General features: G+C 65.2%; 22 protein-coding genes. 20 read left to right on the forward strand and 2 right to left on the reverse strand.

The features are described from left to right. Positions 1 to 9: 9 nt before the first annotated feature. From secG to VMV82_00850, 3 genes are read left to right on the forward strand one after another with little or no spacing between them, the layout of a single operon-like run. Positions 10 to 366 carry a preprotein translocase subunit SecG gene (secG, locus tag VMV82_00840; GenBank protein HUY40102.1) on the forward strand — a complete coding sequence of 119 codons (357 nt, stop codon included), beginning with the start codon at positions 10 to 12 and terminating at the stop codon, positions 364 to 366. Positions 367 to 377: 11 nt separating this feature from the next. After that, positions 378 to 1,400, forward strand: coding sequence for an ABC transporter ATP-binding protein (locus tag VMV82_00845; GenBank protein HUY40103.1), 1,023 nt, complete (start codon positions 378 to 380; stop codon positions 1,398 to 1,400). Then, the gene (locus VMV82_00850) at positions 1,397 to 2,449 is read left to right on the forward strand and encodes an ABC transporter ATP-binding protein (GenBank protein HUY40104.1); all 1,053 of its coding nucleotides are present in this window, start codon (positions 1,397 to 1,399) and stop codon (positions 2,447 to 2,449) included. The genes VMV82_00845 and VMV82_00850 overlap by 4 nt, the downstream gene beginning before the upstream one ends. 71 nt (positions 2,450 to 2,520) lie before the next feature. Here the strand turns inward: VMV82_00850 and VMV82_00855 are convergent, their stop codons facing one another. Beyond that, positions 2,521 to 2,913 (reverse strand): hypothetical protein, encoded by a 393-nt coding sequence (locus tag VMV82_00855; protein HUY40105.1) that lies wholly within the window; start codon positions 2,911 to 2,913, stop codon positions 2,521 to 2,523. 285 nt (positions 2,914 to 3,198) lie between these two features. Here VMV82_00855 and topA point away from each other — a divergent pair, with 285 nt between their 5' ends. The 13 genes from topA (at position 3,199) to VMV82_00920 (ending at position 15,530) form a co-directional block, all read left to right on the forward strand. Then, positions 3,199 to 5,316, forward strand: coding sequence for a type I DNA topoisomerase (gene topA, locus VMV82_00860; GenBank protein HUY40106.1), 2,118 nt, complete (start codon positions 3,199 to 3,201; stop codon positions 5,314 to 5,316). Then, complete coding sequence (gene trmFO, locus VMV82_00865; GenBank protein HUY40107.1) at positions 5,313 to 6,677, forward strand: methylenetetrahydrofolate--tRNA-(uracil(54)-C(5))-methyltransferase (FADH(2)-oxidizing) TrmFO; 1,365 nt, start codon at positions 5,313 to 5,315, stop codon at positions 6,675 to 6,677. Before topA ends, trmFO begins: the two co-directional genes overlap by 4 nt. Next, the gene (gene hslV / locus VMV82_00870) at positions 6,674 to 7,204 is read left to right on the forward strand and encodes an ATP-dependent protease subunit HslV (GenBank protein ID HUY40108.1); all 531 of its coding nucleotides are present in this window, start codon (positions 6,674 to 6,676) and stop codon (positions 7,202 to 7,204) included. Before trmFO ends, hslV begins: the two co-directional genes overlap by 4 nt. After that, a complete protein-coding gene (gene hslU / locus VMV82_00875) occupies positions 7,201 to 8,637 on the forward strand; it encodes an ATP-dependent protease ATPase subunit HslU (GenBank protein ID HUY40109.1) in 1,437 nt (478 codons plus the stop codon). Before hslV ends, hslU begins: the two co-directional genes overlap by 4 nt. Positions 8,638 to 8,727: 90 nt before the next feature. Then, positions 8,728 to 9,192 carry a hypothetical protein gene (locus tag VMV82_00880; GenBank protein ID HUY40110.1) on the forward strand — a complete coding sequence of 155 codons (465 nt, stop codon included), beginning with the start codon at positions 8,728 to 8,730 and terminating at the stop codon, positions 9,190 to 9,192. Positions 9,193 to 9,236: 44 nt separating this feature from the next. Continuing rightward, positions 9,237 to 9,755, forward strand: coding sequence for a peptide deformylase (gene def / locus VMV82_00885; GenBank protein HUY40111.1), 519 nt, complete (start codon positions 9,237 to 9,239; stop codon positions 9,753 to 9,755). A gap of 4 nt (positions 9,756 to 9,759) precedes the next feature. Continuing rightward, positions 9,760 to 10,677 (forward strand): methionyl-tRNA formyltransferase, encoded by a 918-nt coding sequence (fmt, locus tag VMV82_00890; GenBank protein HUY40112.1) that lies wholly within the window; start codon positions 9,760 to 9,762, stop codon positions 10,675 to 10,677. A gap of 1 nt (position 10,678) precedes the next feature. Continuing rightward, positions 10,679 to 12,001, forward strand: coding sequence for a transcription antitermination factor NusB (locus tag VMV82_00895; protein ID HUY40113.1), 1,323 nt, complete (start codon positions 10,679 to 10,681; stop codon positions 11,999 to 12,001). Then, positions 11,998 to 12,651: an FhaA domain-containing protein gene (locus VMV82_00900; GenBank protein ID HUY40114.1), complete on the forward strand. Its 654-nt coding sequence runs from the start codon at positions 11,998 to 12,000 to the stop codon at positions 12,649 to 12,651. The genes VMV82_00895 and VMV82_00900 overlap by 4 nt, the downstream gene beginning before the upstream one ends. Continuing rightward, positions 12,651 to 13,079 (forward strand): FHA domain-containing protein, encoded by a 429-nt coding sequence (locus tag VMV82_00905; GenBank protein HUY40115.1) that lies wholly within the window; start codon positions 12,651 to 12,653, stop codon positions 13,077 to 13,079. Before VMV82_00900 ends, VMV82_00905 begins: the two co-directional genes overlap by 1 nt. Next, on the forward strand, positions 13,070 to 13,768 hold the full coding sequence (locus VMV82_00910) for a hypothetical protein (protein ID HUY40116.1): 699 nt from the start codon (positions 13,070 to 13,072) through the stop codon (positions 13,766 to 13,768). Before VMV82_00905 ends, VMV82_00910 begins: the two co-directional genes overlap by 10 nt. Continuing rightward, positions 13,723 to 15,003: an FtsW/RodA/SpoVE family cell cycle protein gene (locus VMV82_00915; GenBank protein ID HUY40117.1), complete on the forward strand. Its 1,281-nt coding sequence runs from the start codon at positions 13,723 to 13,725 to the stop codon at positions 15,001 to 15,003. The genes VMV82_00910 and VMV82_00915 overlap by 46 nt, the downstream gene beginning before the upstream one ends. A 41-nt stretch (positions 15,004 to 15,044) precedes the next feature. Continuing rightward, the gene (locus VMV82_00920) at positions 15,045 to 15,530 is read left to right on the forward strand and encodes a cytochrome c (GenBank protein HUY40118.1); all 486 of its coding nucleotides are present in this window, start codon (positions 15,045 to 15,047) and stop codon (positions 15,528 to 15,530) included. Positions 15,531 to 15,539: 9 nt separating this feature from the next. Here VMV82_00920 and VMV82_00925 read toward each other — a convergent pair whose 3' ends face one another. After that, complete coding sequence (locus tag VMV82_00925) at positions 15,540 to 16,130, reverse strand: hypothetical protein (protein HUY40119.1); 591 nt, start codon at positions 16,128 to 16,130, stop codon at positions 15,540 to 15,542. 88 nt (positions 16,131 to 16,218) lie between these two features. On the opposite strand from VMV82_00925, the gene VMV82_00930 reads away from it, so the two are divergent. From VMV82_00930 to VMV82_00945, 4 genes are all read left to right on the forward strand, one after another. Further along, positions 16,219 to 16,920, forward strand: a complete 702-nt coding sequence (locus tag VMV82_00930) for a VIT1/CCC1 transporter family protein (GenBank protein HUY40120.1) — start codon at positions 16,219 to 16,221, stop codon at positions 16,918 to 16,920. Between the two features lie 92 nt (positions 16,921 to 17,012). Then, positions 17,013 to 18,842, forward strand: coding sequence for an acyl-CoA dehydrogenase (locus VMV82_00935; protein ID HUY40121.1), 1,830 nt, complete (start codon positions 17,013 to 17,015; stop codon positions 18,840 to 18,842). Further along, entirely contained in the window at positions 18,839 to 20,950 is a 2,112-nt protein-coding gene (locus tag VMV82_00940) for a 3-hydroxyacyl-CoA dehydrogenase NAD-binding domain-containing protein (protein ID HUY40122.1), read from the forward strand. Before VMV82_00935 ends, VMV82_00940 begins: the two co-directional genes overlap by 4 nt. Next, positions 20,943 to 22,130 carry an acetyl-CoA C-acyltransferase gene (locus VMV82_00945; protein ID HUY40123.1) on the forward strand — a complete coding sequence of 396 codons (1,188 nt, stop codon included), beginning with the start codon at positions 20,943 to 20,945 and terminating at the stop codon, positions 22,128 to 22,130. The genes VMV82_00940 and VMV82_00945 overlap by 8 nt, the downstream gene beginning before the upstream one ends. The last annotated feature ends 71 nt before the right edge of the window (positions 22,131 to 22,201 follow it).

Consider the following 22,201-nt stretch of genomic DNA (forward strand, 5'->3'; position numbering starts at 1 on the left):
GGGAAGAGTTTGAGATCAGCCTTCACGATCGCCGCGGCTCCGCCCGCGGCGCCGCCGTCAATCGCGCCGGGGCCGCTGCAGAGCCCGCCTCCGCAAGTCACGCAGATCCCGACGTGGTGGCAGATGCACGCGTCGTGGTTCACGCACACGATCGCGGGAATCTTCGTGGTCTGCGCGATCTTGCTGATCGTCCTGCTCGCGGTCCAGACGACGAAGCAGGAGGGCTTGTCGGGGACGATCGGAGGACGCGTCGAGTCCGCATACCGCGGACGCATCGGCGCCGAGGAGCAGCTCAAGCGCGTGACAGGCTGGATCGCGGTCGGGTTCGTCGCCGCAGCTTTCATCCTGTCGCTGACGGGAATATAGGAGCTACCTTTCTGGCGACGCTGCTCGACGTTCGAAACCTCAGGACGACGTTCAGAACCGAGGACGGCCTAGCGACGGCCGTCAACGGCCTTTCGTTCTCTCTGCGGGCCGGTGAAACGTTGGGCATCGTCGGCGAATCCGGCTCGGGCAAATCCGTCACGGCGCTCTCGATCATGCGCCTCCTCCCGCGCAACGCAGCGGCCACGGCCGATGCCATCCTCTTCGCGGGCGACGACCTCTTGCGCAAGAGCGAATCGGAGATGCGGCGTATTCGCGGCCGCCGCATCGCGATGATCTTCCAAGATCCCATGACGTCGCTCAATCCCGTTCTCACGGTCGGCGAGCAGATCGCCGAGGCGGTGCGCCTCCACTTCGGCGCAAGCCGTAGTGAGGCGCGCAATCGTGCGGTCGAAATGCTGGAGAAGGTTCGCGTTCCCGAGGCGAGGCAGCGTCTCGACGAGTATCCGCACCAGTTCTCGGGCGGCATGCGCCAGCGCGTCATGATCGCGATGGCGCTGTCCTGCGGACCGGAGCTGCTCATTGCCGACGAGCCGACGACCGCGCTCGACGTCACGATTCAGGCGCAGATCCTCGAACTCATGAACGAAATTCAGCGTGAGACCGGCACGGCGATCATTCTCATCACGCACGATCTCGGGGTCGTGGCGGAGGTTTGCGCCAACGTGCTCGTCATGTACGGCGGCAACCTAGTCGAGTACGGTACGGCCACGCAGATCTTCGAGGCGCCGCGGATGCCGTACACGCAAGGTCTTTTGGCCTCGCTGCCGCGTCTGGACAAGCGCGATCGTACGCGGCTGGTTCCGATCAAGGGCCAGCCGCCGAACCTCCTGAACTTGCCGGCGGGGTGCGCGTTCGCACCCCGTTGCGCGTATCGTATGCCGATCTGTGACGAACCGGTCGCGCTCTACGATTTCGGCGGTGGGCACGTCGCCCGCTGCGTGCTCTATGACGACGCAGCGGCGACGCAGCGGCCCATCGAGGTCGAGACCGTGCCGCTCGCAAAAAAGTCGTGACGCCGTCGACGGCGGGCGCGCAGACGCCGCTCGTCGAGGTCCAGGATCTGTATAAGTATTTCCCCGTTCGCGCGGGGCTCTTCTCCCGTCACATTGCCGACGTGCACGCCGTCGACGGCGTCAATCTGAGGATCAAAGCCGGCGAGACCCTCGGCTTGGTCGGCGAATCCGGGTCGGGAAAGACGACGATCGGGCGTCTGATCCTGAACCTCGTGCGGCCGACGAAGGGCGCGATATTCTTCCGCGGCCGCAACATCACGAACCTACGCCGGCGGGAGGTCCGTGCTCTGCGCCGCGAGATGCAGATCATCTTCCAGGATCCCTATGCTTCCCTGAACCCCCGCATGACCGTCGGCGAGATCGTCGGCGAGCCGCTGCGCATCCACGGCATCGCACGTGGCGCAGCGGTCGCACGCCGCGTCGACGAGTTGATTCGCCTCGTGGGGCTGCGCTCGTATCACGTGAACCGCTACCCGCACGAGTTCTCCGGCGGCCAGCGTCAGCGCGTCGGCATAGCACGTGCGCTGGCGGTCAATCCGACGTTCATCGTGCTCGACGAGCCTGTCTCGGCGCTCGACGTGTCGATCCAGGCGCAGGTCATCAATCTGCTGGAAGACCTGCAGGAGCAACTCGGGTTGACCTATCTCTTCATCGCTCACGACCTCTCCGTGATTCGCCACATCTCGAATCGCGTGGCCGTCATGTACGTCGGCAAAATCGTGGAGGTTGCGCCGCGCGACGAGCTCTACGAAAATCCGCTGCATCCCTACACGCAGTCGCTCCTCTCCGCGATTCCGATCCCGGAGCCCGCCGTCGAAGCTCGTCGCAAGCGTATCGTGCTGACGGGCGACATTCCCTCACCGGTGCACCCGCCTTCGGGCTGCCGCTTTCACACGCGCTGCCCCGTCGCATACGACCGCTGCATCAAGGAAGAGCCGGCCTTGCTGCACTATGGAAACGGTCACTTTGCCGCGTGTCATCTCGTGGAAGAGCAGAGCGGCCGCGCTCCGTCGCTGATCGAAGGGCCGATCGTCGTTCCCGCGTCCTAAGAAGCCCTAAAGAGAAAAGAGACGACCGCATCGCGGCCGCCTCTCGTTCAATCTCTCGATCGGGTTGGTGCCTAGGCCTTTTTCTTCCGGCCACCCTTGCGCCGTCCGCCTTTGCGCGTTGCCTTCTTACGGCCGGCAGTCGCTTTCTTGCGTCCGCCCTTGCGTCCGGCTTTTTTGCGTCCGGCTTTCTTGCGTCCGCCCTTGCGTGCGGCCGTTTTACGGCCGGCCTTCTTGCGACCTTTGCGCGCTCCGCCTTTACGCGTAGCTGCTTTGCGCCCGGCCTTTTTCTTGCGTCCCGCGGTCTTGCGAACTGCGCCCTTGCGCGCAGCCTTCTTGCGAGACGTCTTCCGGCGTTTCGGCGGCTTGGGCTCTTCGCCCATCATTCCGCCGTTGCCCATGATGTCTTCCATCAAATCCTCCTCGTCCCAGGTGGGACGATCAGCGTTGGTTGACAGCGCATACATAGCGCTTTATTGCGCATGATAATGGATTTACGTCAACAATGCAAATCAACGCATTTGCAAATAACCAAGGCATTTTCGCGGGCGAGTCTCCCGCGTCACACGGATCGGTGCGGCAGATTCGCAGCGCGCGTTCGCGTAGGCGAGGTGAGGAGTGAGGTTCGCCCCACCGAGGAGGCTCTGAACGAGCCCCGGAGGCACGACGCCGAGAGGGCGACCCTCGCCCCGAGCCGCGTAAGCACCCCGGGAATTTGCCCTCTCCTTGACCCCGGGTGATATACTCGCCCCGTGAAAAAGCCCCTCATCATCGTCGAATCGCCGACCAAGGCACGAACGATTAAGAAGTTCTTGCCGTCGCGATATGTGGTGAAGGCGTCCGTGGGACACGTTCGGGACCTTCCGAAGTCTACGCTCGGGGTCGACGTCGACAACGGATTCACGCCGAAGTACCTGACGATCAAGGGTAAAGGCGACGTCATCAAAGAGCTGAAGAGCGCCGTCAAGGCCGCAGACGAGGTCTATCTCGCGACCGACCCGGACCGGGAGGGCGAAGCGATCGCCTGGCACTTGGCGGAGTTGCTGAAGCTTCCCGATCCGCACCGGATCGAGTTGCACGAGATCACGAAAGAGGCCGCGCTCGAGGCCATCAAGCACCCGCACCGCATCGACATGGATCGCGTGAACGCGCAGCAGGCGCGGCGCATTCTCGATCGGCTCGTCGGGTACAAGATCTCACCGCTGCTTTGGGCGAAGGTCCGCGGTGGGCTCTCCGCCGGGCGCGTGCAGTCGGTCGCCGTACGTCTCATCGTCGATCGTGAGCGCGAGATCCGAGCCTTCGTTCCGAAGGAGTATTGGACGATCGCGGCGCGCTTTGCGACGCCACGGGACCGAGAGACGGAGTTCGCGGCCGATCTCGTCACCTACCGCGGCGAGAAGCTCGAGATCGCGAATCAGGCGCAGGCCGACGCGGTCCTCGCGGGGCTCGAAGGCACGTCGTCGAGCCTCACCGGCATACGCAAGCGCGAGGTGCGACGTAACGCCTCCGCTCCATTTACGACCTCGACGCTTCAGCAGGAGGCTTCACGCCGGCTGCGTCTGCGCGTGCGCCGCACGATGCAGATCGCGCAGGCCCTCTACGAAGGCGTCGATCTCGGCGGGAAAGAGGGCACCGTCGGTCTCATCACCTACATGCGCACGGACTCGACGCGTATCTCCGATCAGGCGCGCGATGCCGCTCGCAGCTACATCACGCAGCAGTATGGCAAGGAGTTTCACGGCGGACGCGTGCACCGCGTCCGCGAAGGAGCCCAGGACGCTCACGAAGCGATCCGTCCCACGTCCGTGCTGCGCGCGCCGGCGCAGCTCGCAGGAATTCTCAAGCGCGATGAGCTGCGCCTCTACACGCTGATTTGGGAGCGTTTCGTCGCCTCGCAGATGTCGCCGGCGGTCTTCGACCAGACGACGGTGGAGATTACGGCGGGCGAGTACGGTTTCCGCGTGACGGGAAGCATTCTCAAGTTTGCAGGGTTCACCCGCGTCTACGAAGAGGGCAAGGACGAGCCCGCCAAAGAGCGCGTGCGCTTGCCCGAACTCTTCGAAGGCGATGCGCTCGAGCGGCGCGCGCTCGAGTCGAAACAGCACTTTACCGAGCCGCCGCCGCGGTACACGGAGGCTTCGCTCGTGCGCGTGCTCGAGGAGAACGGCATCGGCCGCCCATCGACGTACTCGACGATCGTTGAGACGATCCAGGCGCGCGGATACGTCACGCAGCAAGACCGGCGTTTCATGCCGACGGAGATCGGGGAAGCGGTCAACGATCTCTTGGTCGAGCATTTTCCGAAGATCGTCAACCCGGCGTTCACGGCGGAGATGGAGGGCGATCTCGATAAGGTCGCGGAGGGACACGAAGATTGGGTCGGCGTGCTGCGCGCGTTTTACGGTCCGTTCGCGGGCGAGCTCGAGGAGGCCGAGCGCAAGTTGCCGCGCCTCGAGGTGCGCGAGGAGCCGACCGACGAGATCTGCCCGAACTGCGGCCGTCCCATGGTCATCAAGATGGGACGCTTCGGGAAGTTCATCTCGTGCTCGGGATACCCCGAGTGCAAGACGACCCGCCCGATCGTGAAAGACACCGGCGCGAAATGCCCGAAGGACGGCGGCGCAGTCGTCGAGCGCCGCTCGCGCAAGGGCCGCACGTTCTACGGCTGCATCAACTATCCGAACTGCGACTTCATCTCGTGGGATCGCGTGATTCCGGAGCGCTGCCCCGTCTGCGGTTCGCATGTCGTCATCAAGACGCGACGCGGCTCGTCGCATCTCGAATGCGCCGCCGACAAAGAGCACGACGTGTCATCTCTGGTCAATGCCGAGCAGCAGGAGCAAGCAGAAGAAGCCGTCGCGTTGCCGTGAGACTGCTCGTTATCGGTGGTGGCCTCGCCGGATGTGAAGCGGCGTGGCAGGCTGCGCGCCAAGGCGTCGATGTCGATCTCTACGAGATGCGCCCGCACGCCAGCGGGCCGGCGCACAAGACCGCAAACCTCGCGGAGCTGGTCTGCAGCAACTCGCTGCGCGGTGCCGCGCTCGAAAACGCGGTGGGGCTGCTCAAAGAAGAACTCGCGCGCCTCGGTTCGCTGATCGTCAACGCCGCGCGTGAAACTGCGGTGCCCGCCGGCGGCGCGCTCGCCGTCGATCGCGAACGCTTTGCCGCGGCCGTCGAAGCGCGCGTCGTCTCCGAGCCCCGCATCACGCTGCATCGTGAGGAGGCGAAGGATATCCCGCTCGACCGGCCGGCGATCCTCGCCTGCGGCCCCCTCCCGAGCGACGCCCTGCTGGCAAGTATCGATCGCGTCATCTCCGCTTGTTGCCCGCATCCTGTCGAAGGGCGCCTCCACTATTACGATGCGGCCTCCCCCATCGTCGCGAGCGACTCGATCGACGAATCGAAGATGTATCGCAAGTCGCGGTACGAGAAGGGCGACGGTGACGATTACCTCAACATCCCGCTCGACCGCGAGCAGTACGCGCAATTGCTGTGCGACTTGCGAACGCTGCCGCGGCACGAAGCCAAGGAGTTTGACGGAACGCGATACTTCGAAGGCTGCCTGCCGATCGAGGAGATGGCCGATCGCGGCGACGACGTCCTGCGATTCGGGCCGATGAAACCTGTCGGTCTGCGCGATCCGCGCACCGGAAAGACGCCGTATGCCGTCGTCCAGCTTCGTAAAGAGAACCGCGAGGGGACCGCTTTCAATCTGGTCGGCTTTCAAACGCGCTTGACATGGCCCTCTCAGCGCGAGGCCTTCGGCCGTCTTCCCGGCTTGGAGCATGCGGAGTGGCTGCGCTTGGGCGTGATGCACCGCAACACGTTCATCGATGCGCCTCGGCTGCTCGAACCGACGCTGCGCCTGCGCGGAACCGATGCGCTCTACTTCGCCGGACAGATCACCGGCGCCGAGGGATACGTGGAAGCGGCAGCCTGCGGCGCGATGGCCGGCATCCATGCCGCGCGTGCGATGCTCGGACTGAAACCCGTCGAGGCCCCACGCGAGAGCGCGCTCGGCGCCGTCGTCGCCCATCTGCAAAATCGGGAATCGCCGGATTTTCAGCCCTCGAACGTCACCTGGGCGGCCTTCCCCGTTCTCATCACGCACGAGAGACTCGGTAAGCGGGAGAGGCATGCGCGGATGGCCGAGCGCGCGCTCGCCGCGCTCGACGCCTTCCGCGAGCGGTTGCAACCCGAACTTGTCGGTGCCGGTACTAAAGCGGGATGAAGATTCGCTCGACCACGATCGTTGCGGTCCGCCGCGACGGCAAGCTCGCGATGGCCGGCGACGGTCAAGTCACGATCGACAAGACCGTCGTCAAGCATCACGCGCGCAAAGTACGTCGCATCGCGGGCGGGACGGTGCTCGCAGGCTTTGCCGGGTCGGCCGCGGACGGGATCGCGCTGCTCGAGAAGTTCGAGGGTAAATACGCGGAGTTCAAGGATCTCACGCGTGCATCGGTCGAGCTTGCAAAGGATTGGCGCCAGGATCGCGTGCTGCGGCGGCTCGAGGCACTGCTCGTCGTCGGCACGCCCGAGCATCTCTTCATCCTTTCGGGTAACGGGGACGTGATCGAACCGGACGAAGGGATAGCGGCGATTGGCAGCGGCGGACCGTACGCGCAGGCCGCGGCTGCGGCGCTGCTGCGCACAACCTCGCTTGCGGCAGAGGAGATCGCGCGCGTCGCCATCGGCATCGCGGGCGAGATCTGCATTTACACCAACGCCGACATCACGGTCGAGGTTCTGCCATGAACGGACAGACGGCGCTCGACGGCGACGTGCAGGCGCTCACCCCGGCGCAGATCGCCAAGGCCCTCGACGCGTACATCGTCGGGCAGCAGAAGGCGAAACGCGCCGTGGCGATCGCGTTGCGAAATCGCTATCGGCGAGGGCGCGTGGCCGACGAGCTTCGCGCGGAGATCACGCCGAAGAACATCCTCATGATCGGTCCGACGGGCGTCGGCAAGACCGAGATCGCGCGCCGCTTGGCGAGCCTAGTCGGCGCGCCGTTCGTGAAGGTCGAAGCGACGAAGTACACCGAGATCGGTTACGTCGGACGCGACGTCGAGTCGATGGTGCGAGACTTGGTCGAGGTCGCCGTGCGCATGGTCATGGAGGCCCGCCGCACGGAGGTGCGCGACGTTGCCGAGCGTCAGGCGGTCGAGCGCGTCATCGACGTTCTGCATCCCGAAACGCGTCCGCCCCAGCCGCAAGGCCAGGGCGGGTTCGCGGCGACGCTCGGCTCGATCTTCGGGAACACGGCCGCGACGCAACCGGAGCCGCGCGTTCAAACGGTTCCCGGGCCGGACGCGCAGCGCGTGCGCGATCAGACCCGCGAAGAGGTCGAACGCGGCTTCTACGACGTGCGTTTGGTCGAGATCGAAGTGGAGGAGGCACCCGCGCTCCCGATCGGCGTCATCGCAGGCATGGGCGATCAGGGAGCGGACATCGGCGAGATGCTCGGCGGCATGCTGCCCAAGCGCAGGACGCGCAGACGCGTCACGGTCGCCGAAGCGCGCCGAATCTTCGTGCAAGAAGAAGCGGCAAAGCTCATCGACACCGAGGCAGTCAAACGCGAAGCGCTGCGCCGGGCGGGCGAAGACGGGATCATCTTCATCGACGAGATCGATAAGGTCGCAGGGCACGAGGGTTCTCGCGGCGGCCCGGACGTATCGCGTGAAGGCGTCCAGCGGGACATCCTTCCGATCGTGGAAGGCTCGACCGTCAACACGAAGCACGGCCAGATCAAGACGGATCACATTCTTTTCATCGCCGCCGGAGCGTTTCACATGAGCAAGCCCTCCGATCTCATCCCCGAGCTGCAGGGCCGCTTACCGATTCGCGTCGAGCTCGACTCCCTGACCGCCGAGGATTTCAAGACGATCCTCACCCAGCCGCGCAACGCGCTCGTCGAGCAGTACAAGGCGCTGCTCGGCACGGAGGGCGTGCAGCTCGAGTTTACCGACGACGGCATCGAAGAGCTCGCTCGATTTGCCATGCAGGTGAACGAGCAGAGCGAGAACATCGGAGCGCGACGGCTGCACACCGTGCTCGAGCATCTGCTCGAAGACGTCAGCTTCGCAGCCCCCGAGCGTGCCGGAGCCGTCCGCGTCGACGCGGAGTACGTGCGAAGCCGCCTCAGCGACGTGGCGCGCAACGCCGATCTCTCCAATTACATCCTTTAGAAACTCTAATCGCGCTTGTCGAGGAAGCACCTCGGAGATTTCCGAACGTATTATCTGCAATCGTCAATATATTTTGGGAGGATGCGCACGATGAACAAAGCTGGTCTCGCCTTGGTCCTTCTCGCCGGCTTGCTCGCCGGATGTTACGGAGGGCCTTCGTATTCGAACCCACCGGGGTACGGTACGAACTGCATTCCCCCGACGAACACCGTGCTCGTCTATCCGTCGAACAACGCAACCGGCGTTCCCGACAACACGATGACGGTGTACATCGCCGTTCCTACGCCGTTGCCGGCGCCGGGTACGAAAGACACGAATATCATCGGCCCGCCGTCGTACGGATCGCAACTCACGCAGGGCTTCACGGCGGTATCGTACGGCTCGATCCCGACGCCGAACACGGTACCGGGGTACCCGAACCCTCAATACTACGCAACGACGCTGCGGCAAACGCTGACCGCCGCCACGGCATTTGCGGTCCACTGGAACGATCTGGGCAGCGCGTGCAGCTCGTCGACGAGCGCCTCACTTCTGGGATCCTTCACGACGCAGTAAGCGCGGCAAAGGATTACGCCCGCGCGACTTCGTAGCCGGGCGCGGTGCCCTACAAGCGAACGATCGTCACCGAAGGTCACGCCGCCCTGCGGCGCGCGGCGAAGCGCGTCACGCCGCAGGAGCTCGCCGAACCACTCTTCCAGCAGCTGATCGACGATATGTTCCTCACGATGTACGAGGCGCCGGGCGTAGGTCTGGCGGCTCCGCAAGTCGGCATTTCGAAGCAGCTCTTCGTCGCCGACGTCAAAGACGAAGAGCACCAGCCCGTGGCCGTCATCAATCCGAAGATCGTCGCGGCTGAAGACGAGATCGAGCTCACCGAGGGTTGCCTCTCCGTACCGGGCTACGTCGGAGAGATCACGCGCTTTTCGCGCGTGGCCGTGAGCGGACTCGATCGTCACGGTCACAAGATCCGCTTGGAGGGCGACGGCCTCTTCGCGCAATGCGTGCAGCACGAAATCGATCATCTCCACGGCAAGCTGTACAAAGACAGCGCGCGCAACGTTCGTCTCTCTACGCCCGCCGACGAGCGCGAGGATCCGGAATCGGCGCAAGAAGCATGACGTCATGCTGAAGACGCTCTTCTTCGGAACGAGCGCGTTCGCGTTGCCGAGCCTCGACGTCATCGCCGATCGCACCGAGCTGCACGGCGTCGTCACGCAAGCCGATCGGCCGGCAGGCAGAGGCCTGCATCTGCAGTCGAGTCCGGTGAAACGCGCTGCCACAGAGCGCGCGCTGCCGGTCTACGAACCCGCGAGCTTGCGCGCGTTTGCCAGCGAGATATCCTCACTTGCGTTCGATGCCTTCGTCGTCGCGTCGTACGGGAAGATTCTCCCGCGGGACCTTCTCGAAATGCCCGCGCTCGGATCGCTGAACGTGCACCCGTCGCTCCTGCCGAGATATCGCGGGGCGACGCCGATCCAAGCCGCGCTCCTCGCCGGCGACGCCGAAGCGGGCGTGACGATCATGCTCATGGACGAAGGCATGGACACCGGCGACGTCGTCGCGCAAGAACGCCTGACGATCGCGGCAGACGAAGACTTCTCGACGTTGCACGACCGTCTCGCCGAGCTCGGCGCGAAAACGTTGGGGCGTGCGCTGGAGCGCGGGGAGCGCGAGGGTTTCTTCTCCCACCGTCCGCAGACGGGAGAGGCGAGCGTCACGCGCCCGATCTCCAAAGCCGATCTCGCCCTCGACTGGCGCTGGCCCGTCGCGCGCATCGTCAACCACGTGCGGGCATATGCGCCCACGCCGGCCGCGCGCGCCGTTCTCGGCGGCACGCTCGTGAAGGTGCTCGACGTCCGCGGGCTCGGGCGCGAAACGGCGAGCCCCGGAACGCCGCTCGGCATTCGAGACGAGAGCGTCGCCGTCGCGTGCGGCGACGGTGCCGTCGCCGTGCGGGCGCTGATTGCGCCGAATCACGGCCGCGAGAGCGGCGCGGCGTTCGCGCGGCGAACCGGCTTAGACTCCTTAGGGCCTCCCTAACATGAATGCGCGGGAGGTCGCGCTCTACGTCGTCCGCGACGTCTTCCCAACCGCGGGTCGCGCGCGCGGCGCGCAGGAGGCTCTCGATTACCGCGTGCGTGCAGCGGAACTCAGCGCTCGCGACCGCGCCTTCGCAACCGAGCTCGCCTACGGTGCGATCAAGATGCGCCGCCTTCTCGACTGGTATCTGCAGCCGTTCCTGGGCGAACGGGCGGCGACGCTTGCTGCCACCGCACACGAGGCGTTACGCCTTGCAATCTACGAGCTGCGATTCACGCGCGCGGACGAGCATGCGACGGTCTACGAGTTCGTCGAAATCGCAAAGCGTCGCGGGCATCGCGGGCTTGCCGGTCTCGTCAACGCCGTCTTGCGCTCCTACCTTCGCGAGCCGCCGCTCGAGCCCGCGCGCGACCTCTTCGACACCGAGGACGAGTACGTGGGAACGCGCTACTCTCTGCCGACGTGGCTCGTTCGGCAGTGGCGCGGCGTTTTCGGAACGAGCCTGCTGGAAGCAATATGCAGCGGCGTGAACGCTCCCACGCAGGCGGCGATAACCGTCAACCGCCGCCGTATCCAACCCGCCGCTTTGGCAGACCGCTTGCGAAACGAGGGGGTGGAGACGCGCCCTTCGCAGATCGTCGCGGACTGCCTGCTCGTCGAACGTTCCCCAGAGCCGCTCCACGAAGCGCGCGCAAATGCGGCGTGGTGGATGCAGTCGGAATCGTCGGCGGTTCCCGTCGAGGTCCTCGGGCCGCAATCGGGTGAACGGATCGTCGATCTCTGCAGCGGTCGCGGCAACAAGGCGCTGCAGATCGCAAGTCGCCTCGGCGACGACGGCGAGCTCGTGTGCGTCGATCGCGACGAGCGGCGAACGCAGGTTCTGCAGCGCCGTCTGGCCGAGTATGGTCTGGTCGCGTCGACGATCGTATCGGACGTGCGGGAGGTCGACTTCGGGCGGCGATTCGATCGCGTTCTGCTCGACGCACCGTGTTCCGGTACCGGCGTCGTCGGCCGTCATGCCGAGGCTCGCTGGAAGAAGGAAAGCACCGACGGCGAACGCCTTGCGGCGGTGCAGCACGCGCTTCTGGAAGCCGCGTCGGACGTCGTCCACGACGGCGGAGCGCTGGTTTACGCCGTCTGCTCGAACGATCCGCGTGAGAGTACGGAGGTGGTCGAACGATTTCTTTCGCAGCATCGCTTCGCTCGCGGTCTCATCCCCGCAGCCATGGAGCCGTTTCTGACCGATGCCGGCGACGTATCGATACCGCCGGGGATCGAGGGTCGCGACGGTTTTTACGTTGCTCGGCTGGAGCGTGCGCTGTGAGCCTGCTTTCCCGTTTCGAGCAAGCCTGTGCAGCGTTCATCGAGCGCGCATTCGCACGGAGCTTTCCGAGCGATCTTGCGCCCGCGCACGTTGCGCGCAAGCTCGTCGCCGTCATGGAGGCGCACGTGCGGCAGGATGGTGCAAGGCTCGTTGCTCCCGCATCGTACGAGGTCTCGGTGCATCCGACGGATTTCGAGCGGCTCGGCTCTGAGCGTGCCTATTTGGAGCGTGAATGGGCCGAACTGCTGCGCGATCTCGCGACGCGCGTCGGCGCCGTATTTTCGGGCGGCGAGCCCAACGTGCGGATGACCCCGCTCGAGGGAGTACCGCTCGGCGCGGCCCAAGTCGCGGTCGTGAGCCGGCCTTTCTACCGCCTTCGCATGGTCAAGGGACTGCCCGCCGACGGCGTCTATCGGCTCGACGCCGGCGTCAGCGTCGGCCGCGGCGAGGACGCGAACGTCGCGCTTACCGATCCGAGCGTCTCTCGCCGGCACGCGACCATTGCGATCGTCGACGGCGCTCCGGTCGTGCGCGATCTTGGATCGCGAAACGGGACGTTCGTCAACGGCGAGCGCGTGACGACGCGCGCGTTGCGAGCGGGGGACGTGCTGACCTTCGGGAACACCGAAATGCGGATCGAATCGGGCTGATGACCCCCGCACTCGCGGCGCAGTTGCGCATCGATTCCCTGGGCGTAACCATGCTGTTGTTCGCCGCCGGCGTGATCGCGGCGAACCCGCGCTTTCGCGCCTCGCGCGACGTCGGGCGTCTCGCGCCGATGCGTGTGGAGCTCGACGTCGTCGATCGGGACGGCGAGCATTTCCAGGACGTCCTGACACCGGCGACCATCGGGCGCGGAGCGGACGCGGACGTCGTCGTCGACGATCCCGACGCGAGCCGGCATCACGCTCGACTGGAGGCCGAAAATGGCATCGTCTACGTAACGGACCTGGAGAGCGCCAACGGCACGTTTCTCAACGGCCGGCGGCTGCGCCAGGCAATCGAAGTTCGTCCCGGCGACCGGATCGACGTAGGGACGACGCGATTGGTCGTGAAGGAGATCGTGCCATGGACGTAGCGATTCGGGGCGATCTCGCGAGTTGCTTGACGCTTCGTCTTGCCCCGTCGACGTGGCTGTTCGCGGTTGCGCGAGGCTTTGGCAGGGTCGATGGCCTGCCGATCGCGCGCGCCGCGCTCGTGCGCTTCGAAAACGAGTGCCGAAGGCGGGCGCGAGGCGAGGCGCGTCGCAACCGGTTTGGGCGTGCCCACGTCGCAGCCGGCTCGCTTTGCGGTGCGCTCGCACGCGTCAACGGCGCACTCTACCTGCGCAGCGCCGGACACGACGATTACGTCCCGGCCGCCTGCTCACTCTCTGCCGCGCTGGTCGTGCGCGATAGGGCCTACGTCGCGCATGCCGGCTCCACCGCAGTCTACCTCGTTCACGGAGACGATGTCGTGCCGCTCACGAGCGGGGACACGTTCGAAGACGCGGGCCTGCCAGTGCTGGCTCGCGCACTGGGCATCGCTCCGGCGCTGACGTTCACCGTTTCGTCGATCGCGCTCGAATGCGGTGACGTCTTGGTGCTGTGCGGCCACGCGCTTCACGAGACGCTCGATTCGCGCCGATTCGTCGAGGCGCTCGAAAGCGGAACCGAAGAACAGGTCATGCGCGTGCGGTACGAGCCCTCCGACGAGCTGCCGCTGGCGCGCGACGCGGGGTTGTGGCGCGGCGTCGTCGCGCGCTTGCGCGCGATCTTCCGCTGCTGAAGCTCGCCCGGCGCATAGCGCCGATGACGGGGGCGCTCGCCGCCGGCGCTTTTATTCTTTCGCTCGTTCAGCCCGGCATGCTCGGACCGTGGTGGATCGACGCGTCGCTCGTCGTGCTCGCGTATGCGTGGGTGCTGCTGCAGCCGAGCGGTACGGAACGCGACGACGCGCTACCGGCGCTTGCCATACTACTCTCCTGTCTCGGCCTCGCGCTGGTCGCGCGGCTCGAGCCGGCGCTTGCGCGCAAGCAGCAGGATTGGCTGCTCGTCTCGCTCGCGCTCGTCATCGTGCTCGGACCGGCGTTCACGCACTTTCGGCGCATGGCCGCGTACAAGTACGTCTGGGTCTTCGCATCGCTCGTGCTCTTCGTCATGCTGCTCGCGTTCGGCGAATCGATCAACGGCGCGCGGCTCTGGATTCGCTTCGGCTCCATCCACTACGAACCGGTCGAGTTGATCAAGCTCTTCATCGTGCTCTTCCTGGCAGCGTATCTTGCCGAGACAGCAGACGTGATCTCAACGGCGCGGCGCGTCTGGACGGCGAACGTGCGCTATCTCGGGCCGCTCTTTCTGGGATGGGGAGCGTCGACGGCGATCCTCGTCGTTCAGCACGACTTGGGAATGGCCACGCTGCTGCTCGTCACGTTTGCAACGATCCTCTACGTGGCGACGAGACGGATCGATATCGTACTCGCAGGATTCGCGCTCTTCGCCCTGACGGCGCTTTGGGCAGCCCACCACTTTGCGTACGTCGGATCGCGCATCGCGGTGTGGCTGCACCCATTTGCTTATCCGTACGCGCGCGGCTACCAAAGCTCGCAAGGCTACTTCGCATTGGCCGCAGGAGGATTCTTTGGAACGGGCTACCGTCTCGGCCACGCGCAGTTCATCCCCGACGTCGCAACGGATTACGTCTTCGCGGCGATCGCCGAAGAGTTGGGATGGATCGGCGCCGCTGCGGTGCTCACCCTGTTCTTTGCGATCGTTCGCCGCATTCTCGTCATCGGCGTCGAGCAGCCGGATCTCTACGCGAAGCTCCTTGCCGTCGGTTTGGCGGCGACGTTCGGCTTCCAGGTCCTCATCATCGTCGGCGGGGTGATCGGGCTCTTCCCCCTCACCGGCATCACGCTGCCGTTCATCTCCTACGGAGGAAGTTCGCTCGTTGCGAACTTCTTGCTCGTCTCGCTTGCCTGGGCGATGAGCGCAAAGCAGGCCGGACGCATGCCAAGCGCGTAGCACGAGAGAGCCGACTACAGCAGTAAGACGGAGAGGAAACGATGCGATTTCACAAGAGCCTGGCGGGTGTTATCGTCGCAGGAGCGCTGCTCGCGGCGTGCTCTCACGGGAATCAGAGTAGCAACTCGACCACGACAACCCAAGGCTCGCCTGCTGCGGCGAGCCCCGCAGCGGTCACGACCGCGTCACCCATGGCAAACGGCGCAGCTGCGAGTGACGGCGCGACCGTCTACCAAACCAACTGTTCGAGTTGCCATCAAGCCTCCGGTCAAGGGCTACCGGGAACGTTTCCTCCGCTGGCGGGCAATCCCGTGGTCGTTGGAGCCGCCGCTCGCGTCATTCACATCGTGAAGGACGGCTTCACGGGACAGACCAGCGTCAAAGGCGTGACGTACAACGGGCAGATGCCCGCCTGGGGACAGACGCTCTCGAACGGCGACATCGCCGCGGTCATTACGTACGTGCGCAGCGCATGGGGCAACTCGGCGAGCGCGGTGACGCCGTCGCAAGTCGCGGCCACGCACTAGCGGCCTTCCCTAGGCGGCGTTCGTGCGTTTGAAGCCGAACGCGAAAAGCTCTTCGACGTAGGCGTGCAGCGCCGGGTCGAGGCTGCGTAGACGCTCTCGCGTCGCGGGCGGCCACGCCGACGCCGCGTCATTTGCCTCGACGTAGGCGCGCAACGCTTCTGCGAAATACTCGTCGAGGCCCGTGGCCGCGTACGGCGTCACGAACGCTCGTGCCGCCGCGAAGCATCCTCGAATCACGGGATCGATGCCGGAGCGATAGACGCCGCCGCCGAGAACGCAGTCCAGCGCGTGACCGAACTCGTGCGTTACCGTCATCGGACTGCGCGAGCGCAGGTACACCGTGCGCTCTTCGACGACGAAGAGTCCGGCAGGCGGAGCCGGCCACGCATCGACGTCGATGCCGAGTCGTGCAAGCGCTCGTGAGAGCTCGCGATATCGCGCACCGCGCGGAAGCGGAACGACGTTGACGCCGCCGTTTTCGGCGAAGTGCAGCGCATCGCAGCCGAAGAGCGAGAGCGCGTCGACGATGGAGCGTTCCGGCGCGCGGGCGCAGATGCCGCCTACGAGGCGGGCTGCGAGGCGTCGAGCGTCGAGGTCCATCCCCCTCATCCTCGCGGATCGGCGTTACGGTGGTATCGACGTCACATGTCCACCGGATGAACGGCCGCGGGCGTTGAACTCCGTGCGAATGCTTGGTAAAGCGGGACAGCATTACGAGCGGCACCCGGGCGGGATCGCGATCGTACGCGACATCGTCTTGGGAATGTCCGACGGTTTGACCGTGCCATTCGCTCTAGCCGCGGGAATCTCGGGGGCTATCGCGGCGTCGCACATCGTGATTACGGCAGGCGTTGCGGAGCTTGCCGCCGGCGGTATCTCTATGGGCTTGGGCGGCTATCTCGCCGCGCGCACCCAACACGATTTCTACACGAGCGAGGAGCGGCGCGAACGCGAAGAGGTCACGAACGTTCCCGACGTCGAGAGAGCCGAGATCGCGGAGATCTTCCAGCGCTACGGCCTCGAAGGCGACGCGCTCGAGCGCGCGGTGGAGGCGATCACGTCGGATCACGATCGATGGGTCGATTTCATGATGCGCTTCGAGTTGGGTCTCGAGAAGCCGATCGCGGGCCGCGATCTGCGTTCCGCGCTTACGATCGGCGGAGCGTACGTCGTCGGCGGCGTCGTACCGTTGATTCCCTACGTCCTCATTCCGAGGACAGACGGCGCCTTTCCGGTCTCGGCCATCGTGACCGCCGTCGCGCTTCTGGTCTTCGGCATCTTCAAGGGGCGCTTTACGGGGGTGCGGCCGCTGCAGGCCGCCCTCCAGACGGTCGTCGTGGGCGGCATTGCCGCGGCGGTAGCCTTCGCGCTGGCTCGCCTGGTTTCGTAGCGGGGCGGGGGTCGCCAAAGGCCGCAACCGAATAGGGATGCCGACCTATTAAAAATAATAATGTCGCCCGCCGCCCCGGGAGAGAGAAGCCGATGAGCACGTATCGAGCCCCCTTGCGAGACATGCAGTTCGTCTTGCGCGACCTCGCCGGCATCGACGAGATCGCCAAGCTCCCCGGATACGAGGAGAGCGCAGGCGTCGCGGACTCGATTCTCGAGGAGGCGGCATCGTTCGCAAGCGGCGTGCTCGACCCGCTCAATCGCGTCGGCGACACGGTCGGCTGCACGTGGAAGGACGGCAACGTCACCGTCCCCCCCGGCTTCAGCGAGGCGTACAAGAAGTTTGCCGACGCGGGGTGGATCGGACTGCCGGTGCCCGAGGAGTACGGCGGTCAGGGACTGCCGCAGCTTCTGCTCGGCCCCGTGCTCGAGATGTGGAACGCGGCGAACATCGGCTTCGCGAACGGCCCGCTGCTCAACCAGGGCGCCATCGAGGCGATCGAGCTGACCGGGTCGGACGAGCAGAAGAAGCGCTTCATTCCCAATCTCGTCTCGGGAAAGTGGACTGGCACCATGTGCCTGACCGAGCCGCAAGCGGGATCCGATCTCGCGCAGGTTCGTACGAAGGCCGTTCCCGACGGCGACCACTACCGGATCAGCGGACAAAAAATCTTCATCACCTTCGGCGAGCACGACATGGCGGAGAACATCATCCACTTGGTCCTCGCTCGTCTTCCGGATGCGCCGGAAGGTACGAAGGGCATCTCGCTATTCGTCGTCCCGAAGGTTCTGGTAAATGCGGATGGAACGCTCGGCGAGCGCAACGACGTGTACTGCAGCGGCATCGAGCACAAGCTCGGGATCAACGCCAATCCCACATGCACGCTCATCTACGGCGAGAAGGGCCAAGGCGCCGTCGGGGATCTCGTTGGCGAGCGCAACAAAGGCCTGGAAAACATGTTCATCATGATGAACGCGGCGCGCTTCTCGGTCGGCGTCCAAGGCATCGGCCTTGCGGATCGCGCCTATCAATCCGCGCTCGAGTACGCGAAAGAACGCATCCAAGGCCGCGACGTCAATCCCATGGCAAAGGACAAGGCGCCGAAGGCGATCGCCCACCATCCCGACGTTCGCCGCATGCTCATGTGGATGAAAGCCAACATCGAAGCGATGCGCGCTCTCGCGCTCGTGACGGCCACGTCGCTCGATATCGCCGCGCGGCATCCGGACGAGAAGATGCGCAAGGAGCACCGCGCCTTCGTCGAGCTGATGATTCCGATCGTCAAAGGCTGGTCGACGGAGACTGCGACGGAGATATGCTCGACGGCGCTGCAGGTGTACGGCGGCATGGGGTACGTGGAAGAGACCGGCATCGCCCAGCAGTATCGTGACGTGCGGATCACGCCGATCTACGAAGGCACGACGGGCATCCAAGCCATGGACCTCGTCGGGCGCAAACTCATTCGCGACATGGGATCGACCGCGACGGCGACGATCGTACGTATGAAGACGTTCGCGGGAGAGCTCAAGACCTCTAAAGACAGCAGCTGCACGGCCATCGCAGCCGTCCTCGATCAGGGCATCGATGCGCTCGTCGACGTGTCGCAGTGGATCGGAATGAACGCGATGAGCGACCTGGGCACGGCCTTTGCGTGTTCGGTTCCCTATCTCAAGCTGTGGGGCGTCGTCGCGGGCGGCTGGCAGATGGCGCGCGCGGCGAAGATTGCTGCCGAACGCGTTGCTGCCAGAGATGGCGAAGCCGAGTTCTACAAGGCGAAGCTCGCGACGGCGCGCTTCTACGCGGACCACGTGCTCTCGCAGGCGTTCTGGTACAAGCACCAGATCAAGGGAGGAGCCGGCGACGTGATGGCGCTCACCCCAGAGCAGTTCGACCTCGATCGCAAGAGCGCGGTCACGGCATGACCGTCTGCACGAGCGATCGCGCGGGCGTCCGCGTTCTCACGCTCGATAATCCGCCGGTCAACGCGCTCTCCTTCGCGTTCTGCGCGGAGCTGCTGCCGGTCATCGAAGCGGCGAACGCCGACGAGAGAGTCAAGGCCGTCGTCTTCGCGGGCGCGGGTGGGATTTTCTCGGGCGGGGCCGATGTCAACGATTTCTCGACCGAGCCGACGCCCGAGACGAAAACGATTCGCGACGTGATTGATGCGATCGAACGGAGCGAGAAGATCTTCGCCGCCGCAATCGACGGAAACGCGCTCGGCGGTGCGTTCGAACTCGCACTCGCGTGCGATTATCGCGTCGGAACGCCGCGGGCGCGGCTCTCGTTTCCGGAGATTCAGCTCGGCCTGCTGCCGGGAGCGGGCGGAACGCAACGTCTTCCGCGCTTGGTCGACGTTCAAGAGGCTCTGCAGATCATGCTCAAGGCGACGCGTCTGAGCGCGGAGGAGGCGCTGGCCAAGGGCATTCTCGATCGCGTAGGAGACGACGCCGTCGAGAGCGCGATCGCAGCCGTGGGTGAAGGCCGCAAGCGCCGTCTCTCGGAGCGAAGAGCGATCCTACCAAAGGGCGTCGTACCGCAGGCCGTACCGTTCATCGTTTCACAGGCGCACAAGATGCTGCCTCCGGAAGAGAACGGAGGGTTTGCGGCGCACAAGCTCGTGGACGCAGTTGAAGCGGCCGTCACGCTTGCGTTCAAACTCGGGCTGGCGCGCGAGTTTCGCCTCTTCGACGAGCTGGTTCGCTCGAAGCCATCGATGGCGCTGCGCCACGTCTTTTTCGCCGAGCGCGCGCTCAACAAGATTCCGGGGCTCGCGCAGGCGCACGCAGCAAACGTCGCCCAGGCCGGCGTCATCGGCGGTGGCACGATGGGAACGGGCATCGCCATCTGTTTCGCCGATGCGGGCATCCCGGTCACCGTCGTAGAGCCGGTCGAGGAGCAGGTCGAGCGCGCGAAGCAGACGGTTTTCGGCATGTACGCGCATCAAGTGCAGCGCGGGCGGCTGACGCAGGAAGAGGCGTGGAAACGCGGACAGTCCATACGCTTCACCGACGAGTACGGCGAGCTGAAGGAGTGCGACCTCGTCGTCGAGGCCGTTTTTGAATCGATGGACGTAAAGAAAGACGTGTTTGCCAAGCTCGACGGCATCGTGAAGCCGGGCGGATTGCTCGCATCGAATACGTCGACGCTCGACATCGACGAGATTGCCGCGGCAACGCGGCGACCGGCGCACGTGCTCGGAATGCACTTCTTCGCACCGGCGAACATCATGAAGCTGCTGGAGATCGTGCGCGGGAAGGCCACGTCGGCCGACGCCGTCGCCACGGCGTTCGCCGTCGGAAAGAAGATGCGCAAAATCGCCGTGCTTTCCGGCAACGCGTTCGGCTTCATCGGCAATCGCATGCTCTTCGACTATGCTCGAGAAGCCGTATTCCTCGCCGAAGAGGGCGTGCCGCCGTACCGCGTCGACGCTGCCATGAAGACGTTCGGCTTTCCCATGGGCCCCTTCGCGATGTTCGATCTCTCCGGCATCGACGTTTCGTGGCATATCGCGCATGCTCGGCCCGACGTGATGACCGGGCGGACGAAGATCGTCGACCGGTTGTACGACATGAAGCGGCTCGGGCAGAAGAGCGGGGCCGGTTACTATCGCTACGACAAGAGCAAGGGCAGCGGACGGGAGCCCATTCGCGACGAGTCCGTCGAGGCACTCTTCGCGCAAGAGGCGGAGCGTACGGGCATCGCGCAGCGTTCCAATGTGAGCGATGAGGAGATCGTGCAGCGCTGCGTCTACGCGTTGATAAACGAGGGCGCCGCACTGCTCGAGCAGGGCATCGCCCTGCGTCCCGGCGACGAAGACATCGTCTACGTCTACGGCTACGGATTTCCGCCGCACCATGGCGGTCCGATGTGGTATGCGGACGAGGTCGGGGTGAAGAACGTGTACGAATCGATCCTGCGCTTTCGCGAAACCTTCGGCGCGCATTGGCAGCCCGCACGCCTGCTCGAAGCGATCGCTCGTGCCGGAGGCACGTTCGCTGCATACGAGGCAAAGGAGCCGGCGCATGCGTGAGGCGGCGATCGTGTCGGCGGCCCGCACGCCGATCGGGCGCGCGTTTCGCGGTGCTTTCAACCAGACGCCGGGCGCGACCATGGCGGGGCACGTCGTGCGCGCGGCGATCGAGCGCGCGGGCATCGATCCCGGTGAGGTCGAGGACGTCGTCATCGGCGTGGGCTTGCCCGAAGGCGCGACGGGAAACAACCTCGGGCGCACGGCGGCATTGCGCGCTGGAATGCCGGTCGAGGTCTGCGGCCAAGTTGTCAGCCGCTTCTGCGCATCCGGCTTGAACGCAATTGCTTCGGCAGCACAGCGCATCGTCGTCGACGGCGCCGGCACGATGGTTGCGGGCGGCTGCGAGTCGATCTCGATGGTGCAGAACGCGATGAACATGGTCGGCTTCGACGAGGAGTGGCTGCTGCGCCACACGCCCGACATCTACATGCCGATGCTCTACACCGCCGATACCGTCGCCAAGAAGTACGGCGTCTCGCGCGAAGCGCAGGACGCGTACGCGCTGCAGAGCCAACAGCGAACGGCGGCCGCGCAGCAAGCCGGGCGATTCGACGACGAGATCGTGCCGCTGGCGACGTGGAAGGTCGTCGAGGAGAAGGAGAGCGGCGCCGTTCGCGAGGAGCGCGTGACGCTGCAAAAAGACGAAGGAAATCGTCCGGAGACGACGCTCGAAGCCCTTGCCGCCCTCAAGGGCGCCGTGCCGGGGATCGCCGACACGACGATCACTGCCGGGAACTCGTCGCAGCTTTCGGATGGTGCTGCGGCGGTCGTGCTGATGGACGCGAAGCTCGCGGAGAAGCGCAACCTTGCGCCGCTGGGTTTCTACCGAGGCATGGCCGTCGCCGGCGTCGCGCCCGACGAGATGGGAATCGCGCCCGTCTTCGCCGTGCCGAAGCTGCTCGAGCGTTTCAATCTGAAGATCGACGACGTCGACCTTTGGGAGCTGAACGAAGCCTTCGCGGTGCAGACCGTCTACTGCCGCGACCGCCTTGCGATTTCCAACGAGATATTCAACGTCGACGGCGGCTCGATTTCGATCGGTCATCCCTACGGAATGACCGGCGCGCGCATGACGGTGCACGCGCTCATCGAGGGCAAGCGCCGCGGCGCCAAGTACGTCGTCGTGACGATGTGCATCGGTGGCGGAATGGGGGCGGCCGGCCTCTTCGAGGTCGCCTAAGGCTCCCTAAGCGCGTCGCGCGTTGCTACGCTATGATCTCGCCGGCGCTCGCGGTGACGTCTCGAGAAAGC

It is taken from the genome of Candidatus Dormiibacterota bacterium, assembly GCA_035532035.1.
Classification (GTDB): Bacteria; Vulcanimicrobiota; Vulcanimicrobiia; order Vulcanimicrobiales; family Vulcanimicrobiaceae; genus Tyrphobacter.